At 71.8% G+C, this 14,772-nt stretch carries 9 protein-coding genes; 3 read left to right on the forward strand and 6 right to left on the reverse strand.

The window, feature by feature from the left end:
* Nucleotides 1-124: 124 nt before the first annotated feature.
* The gene (locus ACQEVZ_RS52245) at nucleotides 125-3,952 is read left to right on the forward strand and encodes a hypothetical protein (RefSeq protein WP_433383046.1); all 3,828 of its coding nucleotides are present in this window, start codon (nucleotides 125-127) and stop codon (nucleotides 3,950-3,952) included.
* 66 nt (nucleotides 3,953-4,018) lie between these two features.
* On the opposite strand, the gene ACQEVZ_RS52250 is transcribed toward ACQEVZ_RS52245, so the two are convergent.
* The 6 genes from ACQEVZ_RS52250 to ACQEVZ_RS52275 all read right to left on the reverse strand — a co-directional run bounded on the left by ACQEVZ_RS52250 (nucleotide 4,019) and on the right by ACQEVZ_RS52275 (nucleotide 9,710).
* Nucleotides 4,019-4,447, reverse strand: coding sequence for a hypothetical protein (locus ACQEVZ_RS52250; RefSeq protein ID WP_433383048.1), 429 nt, complete (start codon nucleotides 4,445-4,447; stop codon nucleotides 4,019-4,021).
* Nucleotides 4,448-4,559: 112 nt separating this feature from the next.
* The gene (locus ACQEVZ_RS52255; protein ID WP_433383050.1) at nucleotides 4,560-4,919 is read right to left on the reverse strand and encodes a DeoR family transcriptional regulator; all 360 of its coding nucleotides are present in this window, start codon (nucleotides 4,917-4,919) and stop codon (nucleotides 4,560-4,562) included.
* 14 nt (nucleotides 4,920-4,933) lie between these two features.
* Nucleotides 4,934-6,427, reverse strand: coding sequence for a glycoside hydrolase family 36 protein (locus ACQEVZ_RS52260; protein WP_433383052.1), 1,494 nt, complete (start codon nucleotides 6,425-6,427; stop codon nucleotides 4,934-4,936).
* A 67-nt stretch (nucleotides 6,428-6,494) separates the two neighbouring features.
* Nucleotides 6,495-7,832, reverse strand: coding sequence for an ABC transporter substrate-binding protein (locus ACQEVZ_RS52265; RefSeq protein WP_433383054.1), 1,338 nt, complete (start codon nucleotides 7,830-7,832; stop codon nucleotides 6,495-6,497).
* A 38-nt stretch (nucleotides 7,833-7,870) separates the two neighbouring features.
* Entirely contained in the window at nucleotides 7,871-8,752 is an 882-nt protein-coding gene (locus ACQEVZ_RS52270) for a carbohydrate ABC transporter permease (protein WP_354904924.1), read from the reverse strand.
* A 10-nt stretch (nucleotides 8,753-8,762) separates the two neighbouring features.
* Nucleotides 8,763-9,710, reverse strand: coding sequence for a carbohydrate ABC transporter permease (locus ACQEVZ_RS52275; RefSeq protein WP_433386152.1), 948 nt, complete (start codon nucleotides 9,708-9,710; stop codon nucleotides 8,763-8,765).
* 167 nt (nucleotides 9,711-9,877) lie between these two features.
* On the opposite strand from ACQEVZ_RS52275, the gene ACQEVZ_RS52280 reads away from it, so the two are divergent.
* The gene (locus ACQEVZ_RS52280; protein WP_433383057.1) at nucleotides 9,878-12,223 is read left to right on the forward strand and encodes a fibronectin type III domain-containing protein; all 2,346 of its coding nucleotides are present in this window, start codon (nucleotides 9,878-9,880) and stop codon (nucleotides 12,221-12,223) included.
* 54 nt (nucleotides 12,224-12,277) lie between these two features.
* Complete coding sequence (locus tag ACQEVZ_RS52285; protein ID WP_433383059.1) at nucleotides 12,278-14,770, forward strand: DUF4832 domain-containing protein; 2,493 nt, start codon at nucleotides 12,278-12,280, stop codon at nucleotides 14,768-14,770.
* Nucleotides 14,771-14,772: the final 2 nt, after the last annotated feature.

The raw sequence follows: 14,772 nt of genomic DNA on the forward strand, positions 1-14,772 counted from the left end.
GTCACAGCGGCGAACACGCCCCCACGCTGGTGGACCTCCAGCTGTCCGGGCGGGGCCCGTCGGTCCAGATCGCCCGGACCTACCGCTCGCAGACCGGGCCGAACGGACCACGCCGCCGGCGACGGTGTCGCTGCCGGGCGAGGAGGCGGCGACGGTCACGCTGACCGAACGCTTCGAGGTCAACGACGGCGGCCAGCTGACCCGGTACACCGACGCGCGCGGGGCGGCCACCGAGTACCTGCACTACGCCGACGACGACCCGACCGGCGCCCGGACGGCGCCCGGCGACCCGGCCGAACCGCCGGCGCGCGGCGGCTACCTGCGGCGGGTCGTCCGGGACACGGTGACGGCCGCGTTCACCTACGACGCCGCCGGCCATGTGACGTCCGTCGTGGACGGCAAGGGCGCCGCGACCGGGCTGGTCCGCGACGCCCACGGCGACGTCACCGAGCTGCGCTCGCGGGCCGGCGACGCGTACCGGCAGGCGTACACGTACGACCTCAACGGCAACCTGGTCGAGCGCACCGTGTCGTTCGTCCGCGGCGGGTTCGACGGCGCCGAGGCCACGGACGAGCCGGCGGTCGTGGTCGAACGCTTCGCCTACAACGACCTGAACAACCCGATCCGGCGCACCGTCGCCGGCGAGGGCCTGGAGCAGGTCACCGTGCTCGAGCGGGACGCCGCGGAGAACGTGGTCCGCGAGGTGGACCCGACCGGCGCGGTCACCACCTACACGTACGACGAGCGCAACCTGCCGGTGGCGGCGGTCGCCGCGGACGGGACCGCGCTGCGCTGGACGTACACGGCGAACGGGCAGCTGGAGTCCGAGACGGACGGCCGTGGTCACACCACCCGGTTCCGCTACGACGGGCTGCACCGGTACGCGGGGTACGACGGCCCGGACGGCACCTCGCTCGACCAGTGGCGCGACGCGGCGGACCGGGTCGTGCGGGTCCGGCTGGCCGGCGACGCCGGGAACGCCGACCCGGCGGTCCTCGCCGAGGCGTTCTACGCCTACGACGAGCTCGACCGGCTGGTCCGCATCGACCGGTCGTGGCACGACCCGGCGACCGGGGCGCCGCTGGGCGGCAACGGCCTGGTCTCGGCATTCGTCGAGTACGGCGTGCACAGCAAGCCGGTCCGCTGGTGGACCCCGGCAGGCGGCGCGCTCACGATGACGTACGACGGCGCGAACCGCATCACGTCCGTCACCGACGAGTCGGGCCTGACGGCGGCGGTCGGCTACGACGAGAACTCCAACCCGGTGCACCTGCGGCGGGGCGCCACCGTGGTGACCCAGACGTTCGACGAGCTCGACCAGCTGCGCACCCGCCGGCTCGGCGACCACCCCGCCGACCTGTTCGTCCACAATGGACTCGGTCGGCTGGTCGGGCACGTGGACGGCGCCGGTGGGTCCACCCGCTACGTGCACGACGGGCTGGGCCGCCCGACCGGCCGGGTCCGCACCGCCGCGCCCGGGCAGGTGCTGTTCGACCAGGTGAGCTACGACGAGGCGGGCCGCGTCACCGCCCGCACCGACGCGGCCGGCAACCTGACCCGCGCCACGTACGGGCCGCGCGGCCTGGCCACGGTGATCGAGGCCGACGGCGCCGTCACCGCGTTCGAGCGCGACGCCGGCGGCGACGTCGTCCGGCTCACCCAGCCCGACGGCACGGTCGTCACCAGCGACCGCGACCCCGCCGGCCGGCTCGTCGCGCAGGCCGTCACCGCCCCGGGCGGGGTCGCCGTCCCGGTGACCGCGCTGCGCTACGACGGGCTGGGCCGGACGACGTCCACCTGGACCCCCGACGCGAGCACCGCCGTCGCGTACGACTCGCTCGGCCGGCCGCTCACCGAGACGCAGGCCGGCCGGACGATCCGGTACTCCTACGACACGGCGGGGAACCTGACCGGGCTCGTCTACCCGAGCGGCCGCCGGGTGAGCCGCGCCTACGACCGCCGGGGCCGGCTGACCGGCGTCGCCGAGGACGGCGTCACGATCGTCTCGTACGAGTACGACGCCGACGGGCGCCCGGTCACCGTCCACTTCGGAACATCGCTGGTCGCCGAGCTGTCGTACGCGACGGGCACGGGGCGGCTGACGGCGCTCACGTACCGGTCCCCGGGCGGGGCGGTCGCCGACGCCTTCTCCTACCTGTTCGACGACGCCCGGCGGCCGGTCGCCGAGGACCGCGGCAACGGCGCGGCCGTCACCGGCGACCGGTTCGGCTACGACGCCGCGGGCCGGCTCACGTCCGCGTCCTACGGGGACTCCGGGGTCTCCGTCCGTTACGAGCTGGGCCCGCTCGGGCTGCGGCAGCGGCGGGTCGAGACGCTGCCCGACGGCACCGAGGTGGTCGGCGCGGCGACCGTGAACGCCCGCGGCGCGTACGTGACGGCCGGCGGCACCGCGTACACCTACGACGACAACGGCCGCCGCACCGGGGAGACGACGGACGGCACCGGCCGGACGTACGAGTACGACCACGACGGCCAGGTCGTCGGCGTCGACGGCGGCGCGATCCGGTACGGCTACGACGCCCACGGCCGGCAGGTCGGCCGGAACGGGGTGACCCGGGTGTGGAGCGGCGACCACCTGCTGGAGGAGTGGGACGGCGAGCGCCTGCTGCGCAGCTACACCTACGGCGACGGCCCCGGCCAGCCGGTCCAGGTGTCCACTGAGGACGGTACGCGCTCCACGTACGTGCTGAGCGGCCGCGGCCTGATCGCCGGCCTGGCGGACGCGTCCGGCGCGCCGCCCCGCAGGTACTCCTACGACGCCTACGGCCGCCCGACCGGCTCCGCGGCGGACGGCGCGCTGCTCGGCGGCGCCGTGCTCTGGGACCCGGGCGCCGGGCTGTACTACACCCGCAGCGGCGGCGGACACGCCACGACGTCGATGCTGCCGTTCAAGCCGCCGAAGCCGGACCCGAGGCGTCCGGGGGTCGACTACCGCGACGCCTGGGACAAGATGTCCGACGTCGGCGAGGGGCTCATCGTGCTCGGCATCATCGGCGAGTTCTTCCACGTGCCCGGCTCGGAGATCGTGCTGCTGGTCGGCGCGGTGCTGGTCGCGCCGCACCAGGTCGACAAGATCGGCCAGCGCTTCGGCTGGTGGGGCCCGCCCGCGGCGAAACCCGCCAAGCCGGGCGACCACTCGGGGCGCAGCGACGGGTTCGGCGACGGCTTCGGCGGCCTCGGCGACGGCTCCGGCTACGGCGGGCCGGGTCACAGCGGCGGCGGGTACGGCGGCTCGGGTTACGGCGGCACCGGGTACGGCAGCCCGGGCGGCGCGGACAGCGGAGGCGGGTACGGCGGCGGGGAGCCGGCGGGCCCGTGGGGCGACCGGCCCGACCGCGAGCCGTCCGGCTCCGGATCCGGTTCGGGCGGCCCGCGGGCGCCGGAGTACGGCGACCCCGGCGGCGGCTCGTCGACGCCCGAGTCCCCCGAGCCGACCCCAAAGCCCGACCCCAAACCGTCCGGCGGCGGCTCCGGCGGTGGCGGTGGCGGTGGAGGGAAGAAGGACGAGCCGAAGGGCGGCGGCGACAAGCCCGTGCCCGACGACAAGACGCCCGTGCCGCCCGGCACGCCGATCGCCACGCCGAACCCGGTCGACGGCACCGGCGAGGGCGTCGACAAGGACTGGTGGCGCGGCATGCCCGGGCGCAGCGCCCTGACCGCCCTGTCCGGCACCAAGGTCGACGAGCGCGAGGCGACGCCGCTGTTCCAGCCCCCCACCGCCGCCTCCGTCGTGGAGATCCTGGCTCCGCGGTTCATCACGAAGGACGAGGGCGGCGAGGGCGTCACCATCAACCTGCACACCGTCCACTCGGCCTGGGTCGCCGGCGGCAGCGGCAGCAGCTCGTCGGACGGCTGGGGCGACAAGCCCCACACCCTCGCCGAGAGCCTCGCCGCCCCGCGCATCCGGGACGCCTCGATCGCCCGCTTCTGACCCGGAACCCGTGAACAATGCTGCTGCTCGCGGCCGCCGCCGGCGGCCGCGAGCAGCGCCGCGTCGCTAGGGGGTGGCCTCGAACTCGTACTGATACCAGTCGGTCCAGCCGGGACGGTCGAGCGCGTGCGCCGGCGCCCGCTTCAGCCGCACCCCGTCATCCATCGTCACCGTCCGCTCGAACCAGACCCCGACGGCGATCAGGACGACGAGCATGGCCAGCAACCCGAAACCGTCGTGGACCGCGCCGCTGCGGAACACCCAGACCGTGCCGCCGACCCCGGCACCCGCCGCGACCAGGCATGCCACGCTCACCAGCACCTTCTCCCGCCGGACCGCCGAGCGGCTCAGGACGGCCACGGCGACCCGCTCCTCGCACGTCGGGCAGGTGACGACCACCTCGGCCCGGCCGCTGTCCGGCCGCTCCTTCCCGATCGCCACCCCGTCGTCCAGGGGCGCCCCCTTGTGGACCAGCCGCACCTGTGAGTCCGTCATCCCGCCAGCATAGAAGTCCGGCGATGCGTGCTCCTCGACTCCGGTGTCCGGTCCTTGTCCGGAGGTGCGCCACCGGACAGGCCTCGATCCCGCTGGTTCGCCGTGGCAGGGGTCAGCCGCGGCGGAGCCGGGCGCAGGCGTCGAGGGCCTGGTGCAGGGCGTTCTCGGCGGTGGTGAGGTCGTGCCGGTCGAGGGCGTGGCGGACCCGGGTCAGGCACGCGGCGAGCAGGCGGGCCTCGCCGCCTGGTGGCTGGGGACGGGTGGCACCGCCGCGGACCCGGGCCAGGGCGCCCGTCATGGCCAGCCGGGCCAGGTCGCGTTGCGTGGTCGCCAGGGAGGCGCCGGTGGCGTTGCGGACGTCGGCGATCGTCACGTACTCGGTCTGGGCCAGCAGCTCGATGATGCGCTGGTGGCGAACGGCCGGCAGCAGGGGTTCCGGGCTGAACTCCGTTGTGGGCTCCGGGATGGGCATGGGGCGGCACCGCCTCAGGAGATGGGGTAGAGCTGGCCGTCGGTGGCGACGGCCGGGGCGAAGTCGACCTCGCGGCCGTCGAGGGTGAAGCGGTAGCGGCCGAGCCGGCGGATGACCGGCTTCGCGTCGAGGTATTCGCGCATGTCCTCGAGCTCGGCCGGCGTGAGCCAGCTCGGCGGGTCGGAGACCGCCCGGAAGCCGCAGACGTCGGCGAGGTCGCGCAGCCAGCGGGTCTGCTGGGTGGTGAGCAGGTTGAGCTTGCTGCGGAAGTAGATGACGTCGGGGTCGACCTCGACGAGCGGGGACTGCCAGAGCCGGTGCACGCTGTTGACGACGGCGTTGCGGGCGGTGGCGTCGGAGGGGTCGATTGAGGCGTAGTTGTCCCACATGGGCGCGACGTCGGGGCCGCTGCGCAGGCCGTCGAGGATGCCGAGCGACGGCAGCAGGATCGCGCCGGAGCCGAGCAGGTAGACGTCGTCGCCGGCGGCCTCCCGCATGACCCGCAGCCCCTCCCGGTAGAGCCGGTCGCGGTCACGGCCCGGCAGCGGCGCGGCGCCGGCGTTGACGAAGTCGAGCTTGAGGTAGCGGTACCCCCAGTCGTGCACGACCGTCCGGACCAGCTCGGCGACGTGCGCCAGGGCGTCCTCGCGGGCGAGGTCGAGGGCGTAGTAGGGGCCGCCCCAGTTGTACCCGGCGACGACCGGCTGCCCGGACCCGTCGCGCAGCAGCAGCTCGGGGCGTGACGTGGCGAGGCGCGAGTGCGGCAGCGCGATGAACGGGGCGAGCCACAGCCCCGGCGTGAACCCGGCGTCGGCGATACGGTCGGCGACCGCCCGCATGCCGCTGGGGAACTTCGCGTTCGGCTGCCAGTCGCCGACCAGCTCCTCCCAGCCGTCGTCGATCTGCACGACGTCGAAGGGCAGCCCGGCGAGGTCCGCGACGTCCTTCGTCAGCTGGGCCTCGGTGACGTTCTCGTAGTAGGCGTACCAGCTGCACCACACGTTGCCGGCTTTCCGCGTGCCGGCGCCGAACCGCGACGCGAGCGCCGCGGCGTAGGCGGCGAAGACGTCCTCCTCGGGACCGTAGGCGAGGAACCAGTCGGCGCCGGAGGAGGCGTACCAGCCGGTGAGGGTGTCGTGGTCGGCGGTGAGCCGCGGCGTGTCGAGGCCGAGCGCGCCGAGCAGCAGGGTGCCGCCGTCGGGGCCCTGCAGCGCGGCGACGGCCGAGGAGTGGTGCCGCGCCGGGTCGTCGAAGGTGGGGTCGTCGGCGGTGACCAGCCGGGTCGGGTTCGGCACGCGCAGCGGGGGCTCGCTCAGCCGCCGCCAGCCGCACGGGCTCCACGAGTTCTGCCCGTGCCGGTAGAACGACGCGTCGCCGAGGCCGTGCAGGATCGCCACCCGGCCGGGGGGCAGCAGGACGCCGCCGGGGGCGGAGCCGATCTCGACTGCCGGTGCGGCGGAGTGCTGGACGGCGAAGTGGTGTCCGCCGACCTCGACGAGCTGTGCCATGGTTCTCCTCATCAGGTTGTGTGGCGGCGGGGCGCGGGCCGAGCGCCCCGCCGCTTGGTTCAGGTGGCTACTTGAACAGGGCGTTGACCTGGTCGTTGGCCTTCTTCAACGCGTCGGCCGGGGCGGCCTGGCCGAGCACGACGGACTGGATCGCGTCCTGCACGATCTGGCTGACCTCGTTGCCGTGGTCGGTGATCGGCAGGAAGAAGGTGCCGCCGGACGCGGTCGCCTGGTCGGTGAAGGCCTGCACGTTGCGGCCGGCGGCCTTGTGGGCGGCGAGGGCCTTCTCGGTGCCGGACTTGACGGCGGGGAAGACGACGGCCTTCTCGCCGACGATGTCCTGGCAGGCGGACGAGCCGAGGAACTTCACCCACGCCCACGCCTGGTCGGGGTGCTTGGTGCCGGCGTAGATGGCGTCGGAGAGGCCGTTGATGGCGGTCTTGCGCCCGGACGGGCCGGTGGGCAGCGGGGCGAAGGCGTACTGCTGCTTGGCGCCGGTGCCGAGGTAGGTGCCGATGGTCCAGGAGCCGACGATGGTGTACGCCGCCGTCCCGGTGTCCATCACCGCGTCCCGGCCGAGGTTCGACTGCTTGTCGAACTTCGGCGCGTAGCCCTTGTCGATGAGGTGCTTGAACCAGCCGATGGTCTCGGCGAGCTTCGGGTCGTCGTACTTGTACTTGGTGCCCCACGGGTTCTTGTCGAGGTAGGTGAAGCCGTTGGCGACGGCGAGGTCGCCCCAGCCGTTCTGGCCCTGCGAGCCGTCCGCCCACTCCGGCAGGAAGCCGTGGACCTTCACGTTGTTCTTGTCGAAGGCCGGGTCGAGACCGTTGCGGCCCTGGCTGTCCACGGTGGCCTTGGCGATCGCCTGCTCGAAGGTGCCGCCGTCGCTCGGGTTCCAGGTGAGCTTGTCCAGACCGGCGGTGTCGGTGACGAGCTTGGTGTTGTAGACCAGGGCCATCGTGTCCCAGTCCTTCGGCAGGCCGTAGCGCTTGCCGTCCTTGACGAACAGGTCCGCGAGGCCGGCCTGGTACTGGCCGAGGTCGACCTTGTCCTTCGTGACGAACGGCTGGATGTCGAGGATCTGATTGCTGGACACGAACTGCGGGTAGTAGGACGCGTGGTCGGTCCACACGTCGGGCGCGCTGCCGGCGGCGAGCTGGGTGGTCAGGTTCTGCCAGTACTGCGACCACGCGGTCTGCGTGAACTTGATGGTGATGTTCGGGTTGGCCTTGGTGAACGCGTCGGCGCACGCCTGGTAGGGCGGCAGCTGCTTGTCGTCCCAGAGCCAGTAGTTGAGCGTGACGTTGCCGGTGTCGCCGCCGGACTCGTCGGAGCAGGCGGCCGCGAGGGGCAGGACGATCGCCGCGGCGGTCAGCGCGGCGGCCGCCATACGGAGTCTGGACATGGGGATCCCTTTCGAGGAATGGAGCGGGGGGTGGGGTGTCACTTGATTCCGGTGAAGTTCAGCGATTGCACGAGGCGCTTGCCGAGGAAGATCAGCAGCAGCAGGACGGGCAGGACGGACAGGGTGGAGCCGGCCATGAGCCCGGTCCAGTCGGGTGCGGTGTTCGGTGACTGCTGGAGGAACACGCCGAGGGCGACGGTGAGCACCCGGTTGTCCTCGCCGCGGCCGACGAGCAGCGGCCAGAGGTAGTCCTTCCACGCCCACACGGACGTGGTGAGGCCGATGGTGATGAGCGGGCCGCGGCTCATCGGCAGGATGACCCGCCAGAAGATGCCCCAGCGGCTCGCGCCGTCGATGACGGCCGCCTCCTCGACCTCGCGCGGCACCGACAGGAAGAACTGGCGGAGGAAGAACACCGCGAACGGGGTCATCAGCAGCGACGGCGCGACCATGCCGGCGAAGGTGTCGACGGCGTCGAACTGCCGCATGAGCGCGAAGTTGGGCAGCAGCGTGAAGATCGGCGGGACCATCAGGGCCGCGACGAACAGCCCGAAGAGCAGGTCCCGGCCGGGGAACCGCAGCCGGGCGAAGGCATATCCGGCCATGGCGCAGCAGAAGGTCTGGACGGTCGCGATGAGCCCGCTGTAGATCAGGGAGTTCAGCGTGTACCGGAAAAAGTTGATCTTCGCGCCGGAGCCGCCGGCGGCGCGGGCGGTCTGGTCGTCGACGAGGCCGAGGACGCGCTCGAAGTTGATGAGGGTGGGGTGCTCCGGCACGAGGCCGGTGCTGTCGCGGTAGATGTCGGCGGCGGGCGTGAGCGCGGTGCGGACCATCCAGTAGAAGGGCACGATCGTCACCACGAGGAAGGCGATCAGCGCGGTCCAGGCCAGCAGCCGGCCGGGCGTCAGGCGGCGGAACATGAGGCCCCTCTCAGGTGAGGTCGGATCGGGAGGCGCGCAGCAGCCACATCTGCACGGCGGTGAGCAGGCCGAGGATCAGCACGAGCGCCATGGCGACCGCCGACGCGTAGCCCATGTGGAAGTACGTGAATGCCTGCTGGTAGATGTAGTAGTAGATGACCCGGGTGGCGCCGACCGGCACGATCTTGTCGGTGACGGCGACGGTGTCGAAGATCTGGAACGAGCCGATGAGCGACACGACGAGCACCAGCGCGAGGATCGGGCGCAGCAGCGGCAGCGTGATCATGCGGAACATCCGCAGCTCGCCGGCGCCGTCCAGGGAGGCGCTCTCGTAGAGGTGCGGCGGGATCTGCAGCATCCCGGCGTAGAGCAGCAGCGCCGTGTAGCCGGTGTAGGCCCAGGTGTTGATGAGCGCGATGGACGGCATCGCCAGGTCCGGCGAGGTGAGGAAGCCCTGGCTGTCCAGCCCCGCGGCGGTCAGCAGGTGGTTGACGAAGCCGAGGTTGGCGTCCAGCAGCCACATCCACAGCAGCCCGACGGTCACGTTGGGCACCAGCCACGGCAGCAGCAGCGTCGCCCGCAGCACGACCGAGCGGGTCAGCCGGTGCATCAGCGCCGCGACGCCGAGGGCGAGCAGCGTCTGCGACCCGATGTTGACGACCACGTAGTACGCGGTGATCCGCAGCGACTTCCAGAACTGCGCGTCGCTCACGAGCTTGGCGTAGTTGTCGGCACCCACGTACGACGGGGTGTTGAGCAGGCTGTAGTCGGTCAGCGAGTACCAGACGCCGCGCACCGTCGGGTACAGGTAGAACACCGCGAAGCCGACCAGCACCGGCAGCAGGAACAGCCAGGCGACCCGCCGGTCGTCGCGGTGACGGCGCAGTCCGGCGGCGCCTGACGGCCCGTCGGGCGGGTCCGGCGCGGGCGGCGCGGTCACCGCCAGGGAGTTACGCATCGTCACGGTCCGGCCTCGATTCGTCCATCGAAAGTCTTCGAGATTGATGTCTTGCGGCGAGGGGTGGGCGGCCGCTAATAATGATGAAGCTCAGGGAAACTTTGTCAACACCTCCTCGTATCAAATCGAGGTACGGGGACTTCACCCCACGTCCCGGAGGCCCATCCATGCGTACCGCCCCGCGGCGGCGAGCCCTCGCGTTCGCCGCCGCACTCTGCACGGCCGCCGCCACGGCCGTGCTCGCCGTGACCGTGCAGGCGCAGCCCGCCGTCGCGGCACCGGCCGGCCCACCGGCCAGACCGGCTCCGCCCGCCACGCCGAGCCCGTCGCTGACCGACCACCCGCTCACCGCCGCCCCGAGCCCGCTCGACAACCCGTTGAAGGGCTTCGCCCGGTTCTACTTCCCGGGCGACAACCAGAGCACCGGCCACCCGCGGTCCCTCGCGTGGAGCTACTTCGGGCTGTCCGAGGTGATGACCAACGCGGCGAACTGCGGCAGCTACGACTGGTCGATCGTGGACAGCGCGCTCAACGAGATCGCGTCGTACGGCAACCAGGCCGCCATCCGGTTCTTCATGGAGTATCCCGGCGGCACCGGCAGCCATCCCGGAAACTCCATTCCGCACTGCTTCGACGGGCACGTCACGTACCGCAACAACACCTTCTGGGGGACGGTGTCGCCGGACTACGACAGCCCCTACCTGCTCAGCGCGCTGTCCGACTTCATCGCCGCGTTCGGCGCCCGCTACGACGGCGACCCCCGGATCGGCTTCATCAACCTGGGCATCGTCGGACTCTGGGGCGAGTGGCACACGTGGCCGTTCGACACCGACACCGCCGACGGCTACCCGAACCTGATGCCGACCGACGCGCACGGGGCGCAGATCATCCAGGCGTTCGACACCGCGTTCAACAAGACGAAGCTGGAGATCCGCTACCCGGACTCCGCCGGCGGCGCCGCGAACACCCGCGACATCGGCTACCACGACGACTCGTTCTGCTACCGGGAAGGCTCGCCGCTGGCGGGTGTGACCCTGCCGCAGTCGCTCGGCGGCGCGAGCTACTCGCAGCTGCAGCGCGCCGTGAACATGGGCGTGGAGAACAAGTGGATCACCAGCTCGATGGGCGGCGAGGTCCGGCCGGAGATCCAGAGCTCCGCGTTCACCTCGTGGCCCGGCGGCTCGGGCCAGGTCGACAACATGAAGGCCTGCATCGAGCTGGAGCACACCACCTGGAAGATCAACCAGACCAGCCAGAGCTACTCGCCGTCTGACCCGAACGTGGCCGCGGCCGTGCGGCTCATGGGCTACGACCTGTCCGCGACCCACGCGTACTTCCCGAACACCGTCAGCGGGAGCAGCGCGACGGTCGGCGTCACGCTCGTCAACAACGGCGTGGCCCCGTTCTACTACCCGTGGACGGTCACGCTCGGCCTGAAGAACTCCGCCGGGACCGTGGTCAAGACCTGGGACACCCCCTGGGACCTGCGGACCGTCCAGCCGCTGAAGATCCGGGCGTTCCCCGACTGGGGCGTCGGCGCCGACCCCACGTACCGCGACTTCGGCTACCCCCAGTACTTCCAGGCCGGTGTCAGCCTCACCGGGGTGGCGACCGGCTCGTACCAGCTGGTGCTGCGGGTCAGGAACCCGCTGGAGGCGGTGAGCGCGAACGCGAAGAAGCTGCGCTTCGGCAACGCCACGCAGAACGCCGACGGGTGGCTGGGCCTCGGCGCGATCGGGGTCGGCGGCGGGGGCGGCGGCGACACCACGGCGCCGACCGTGCCGACCGGGCTCGCCTCGCCGGCGAAGACGTCGAGCAGCGTGTCACTGACCTGGAACGCGTCGACCGACGCCGTCGGCGTCACCGGCTACCGCGTGCTGCGCGGCGGCACCCAGGTCGGCACGTCCGCGACCACGTCCTACACCGACAGCGGCCTGTCCGCGTCGACCGCCTACACGTACACCGTGCAGGCCTACGACGCCGCGGGCAACGTGTCGGCGGCGTCCAGCCCGCTGACCGTCACGACCTCCGCGAGCGGCGGGGGCGGGGGCGGCGGCATCGGCCTGGACGACTTCGACGGCAACCCCGCCTACCCGTCCGCGGCGAAGAACGACCTCGCGAAGTGGACCGGCGGCAACTGCTTCGGAAACGGCGGCGGCAACGGCGTCGTCGCCGGCGGGGCGCTGACCCTGCAGTACAACAACTGCGGCTGGTTCGGCAGCGACGTCGCCACCGACGTCTCCGCGTACACGTACCTCGTCGTGCGGGTCCGCGGCGCCTCCGGCGGCGAGCAGAGCCACTTCAACCTGAGCCTCGGCGGCGCCAGCAAGGTGTTCGGCGACTACACCCTCGACGGCGGCGGGCACCCGGTCATCACGACGTCCTACCAGGACATCAAGATCCCGATGGTCGCCAACGGGATCAGCCGCACCAGCCCGGCGCAGCTCGCCATGGGTTTCTGGTACGGCGGCAACAGCTCCATCTCGATCGACAGCCTCTCCTTCAGCAACTGACCCCCGCGCCGGCGCCGTCCACTGTGGACGGCGCCGGCCCCGCCAAGGAGCATGATGCACCGGACCCGAATCGCGGCCGCGCTCCTCGCAGTCGCGCTGCTGTTGACGCCCGGCGCCGCCCACGCGGCGGCGCCGACCACCACCGCCACCTACACCGCCGACCTCGGCACCGTGTTCACCAACCCCGAGCGCGGCTTCCACAACCGCTACGAGATCGTCGACGACCCCGCCGTCAACGACTACGCCAGCAACACCATCCCCGGCTTCAACCCCGACATGCTCGACCGCACCTTCGCCCGCGCGAAGGCGAACGGCAACACCCTCATCCACAGCTACCTGCACCTCGACAAGTACCAGACCGCCGACCTGCCACCCGCCCTGATGACCAACCTGGGCACCGGGCTGGCCGCGATCCGCGCCCAGGGCATGAAGATCGTCCTGCGGGTCGCCTACGTCTGGGACGGCTACTCCGCGGTCACCGAGCCGCAGATGGAGCGCCACATCGACCAGCTCGCGCCGGTCCTCGCGGCGAACGCCGACGTCATCCTGCACCTGGAGGCCGGGTTCTTCGGCGCCTGGGGCGAGTGGCACTCCAGCCCATACACCGCGTCGTCGGAGGAGAGCCAGGCGCCGGTCCGCTACCGCCTCGTCAAGAAGCTGCTCAGCAGCACGCCCGCGACGATGCCGATCGCGATCCGCTACCCCATCTTCAACTACGAGTTCGCGCAGCGGACCACGCCGCCGCCCGGCTGCCCGCTACCCGACAACTGCCTCATGACCACCCAGGACAAGGACCGGCTCGGCTTCCACGACGACTGCTTCCTCGCCGACACCGCCGACATGGGCACCTACGACCAGAACTCCTGGCTCGGCTGGTTCGACGTGTCGGTCAAGAAGCAGTGGGTGTACGACATGGCGACCAGCGCCGGCGGCAACAAGATGATCGGCGGCGAGACCTGCAACGCCAGCGGCGCCAACGACAGCGCCGGGGTCAACGCCCAGTACGAGCTGTCCCACCAGCACTGGACGGAGATCAACGAGGACTACGCGCCGGTCAACACCGACATCTGGAAGGCCGCGCACCTGGCGGCGTCGGGCAACGACCCGGCCGAGACCCTGTTCACCCGCATCGAGCGCAAGCTCGGCTACCGGCTGCGGCTGCAGGACGCCACCTACACCACGCAAGCCGTCGCCGGCAGCCCGTTCACGTTCGCCGCGCACCTGACCAACGACGGCTACGCGGGCATCATCAAGCCCCGCCCCGTCTTCCTGGTCTTCGACAACGGCACCCAGCGCTACAACGTGCCGCTGCCGGGCCTCGACCCGCGCACCTGGCGCCCCGGCGCGGTCACCGTCCCCACGCAGACCGTGACCCTGCCGTCGATGACCGCGGGCACCTACAAGCTCGCGCTGTGGCTGCCCGACCAGGCCACCGGGCTGCGCGGCAACCCCGCGTACTCCGTGCGCCTGGCCAACACCGGCACCTGGGACGCGACCAAGGGCTACAACGTGCTCGCGGGTGCGATCCAGGTCGGCTCATGCACGGCCGACTGCGTGCCGCCCACCGCGCCCACGCTGACCTCGACCGGCACGACCGCCACCTCGGCGTCGCTGTCGTGGACCGGCGCCACCGACAACGTCGGCGTCACCGGTTATGCCGTCCTCCGCGACGGTACGCAGGTGGCCACGGTGTCCGGCACGTCGTACACCGACACCGGGGTGCCCGCGGGCTCCCACACGTACACCGTCACCGCCCGCGACGCCGCCGGCAACGTGTCGGTCCCGAGCAACGCCGTCACCGTCGGCGTCGGCTGCACCGACTGCGCACCGCCGTCGACGCCGGCCGGGCTCGCGGTCACGGGCACCACCACGACCTCGATCTCCCTGGCGTGGAACCCCTCGACCGACAACGTCGGCGTCACCGGGTATCTGGTGTTCCGCGACGGTACGCAGGTCGGCACGCCCACCGGCACCACGTACACCGACAGCGGCCTGAGCGCCGGCAGCTACACGTACACCGTGAGATCCCGCGACGCTGCGGGCAACCTCTCACCGGCGTCGGCGCCGCTGACCGCCTCCACCGCCCCGCCGACGCCGGCCGGTCTGGTCGTCGACGACTACGACGGCACGCCCGCCTACCCCTCGGCGGCCAAGAACGACCTCGGGAAGTGGACCGGCGGCAACTGCTTCGGAAACGGCGGCGGCAACGGCGCCGTCGCCGACGGGGCGCTCACGTTGCAGTACAACAACTGCGGCTGGTTCGGCAGCGACGTCGGCGTCGACGTCTCCAGCCGCACCTACCTCGTCGTGCGCATCAAGGGCACGTCGGCGGCGCACTTCAACCTCAGCCTCGGCGGCACCACGAAGGTGTTCGCCGACTACACCCTCGACGGCGGCGGGCACCCCGCCCTGACCGGCACCTTCCAGGACATCAAGATCCCGCTGGTCGCCAACGGCATCAACCGCGCCAACCCCGCGCAGCTCGCGATGGGTTTCTGGTACGGCGGCAGCGGCACCGTCACGATCGACAGCATCTCCTTCGTCTGATC

The sequence above is a fragment of the Dactylosporangium sp. CA-152071 genome (assembly GCF_050936335.1).
Classification (GTDB): domain Bacteria; phylum Actinomycetota; class Actinomycetes; order Mycobacteriales; family Micromonosporaceae; genus Dactylosporangium; species Dactylosporangium maewongense.

What these genes read in the sequence shown, in the direction of transcription:
- ACQEVZ_RS52280 (WP_433383057.1), top strand. Translation starts at nt 9,878, where the DNA reads ATGCGTACCGCCCCGCGGCGGCGAGCCCTCGCGTTCGCCGCCGCACTC.
- ACQEVZ_RS52265 (WP_433383054.1), bottom strand. Translation starts at nt 7,832, where the DNA reads ATGTCCAGACTCCGTATGGCGGCCGCCGCGCTGACCGCCGCGGCGATC.
- ACQEVZ_RS52260 (WP_433383052.1), bottom strand. Translation starts at nt 6,427, where the DNA reads ATGGCACAGCTCGTCGAGGTCGGCGGACACCACTTCGCCGTCCAGCAC.
- ACQEVZ_RS52285 (WP_433383059.1), top strand. Translation starts at nt 12,278, where the DNA reads ATGCACCGGACCCGAATCGCGGCCGCGCTCCTCGCAGTCGCGCTGCTG.
- ACQEVZ_RS52255 (WP_433383050.1), bottom strand. Translation starts at nt 4,919, where the DNA reads ATGCCCATCCCGGAGCCCACAACGGAGTTCAGCCCGGAACCCCTGCTG.
- ACQEVZ_RS52270 (WP_354904924.1), bottom strand. Translation starts at nt 8,752, where the DNA reads ATGTTCCGCCGCCTGACGCCCGGCCGGCTGCTGGCCTGGACCGCGCTG.
- ACQEVZ_RS52250 (WP_433383048.1), bottom strand. Translation starts at nt 4,447, where the DNA reads ATGACGGACTCACAGGTGCGGCTGGTCCACAAGGGGGCGCCCCTGGAC.
- ACQEVZ_RS52275 (WP_433386152.1), bottom strand. Translation starts at nt 9,710, where the DNA reads ATGCGTAACTCCCTGGCGGTGACCGCGCCGCCCGCGCCGGACCCGCCC.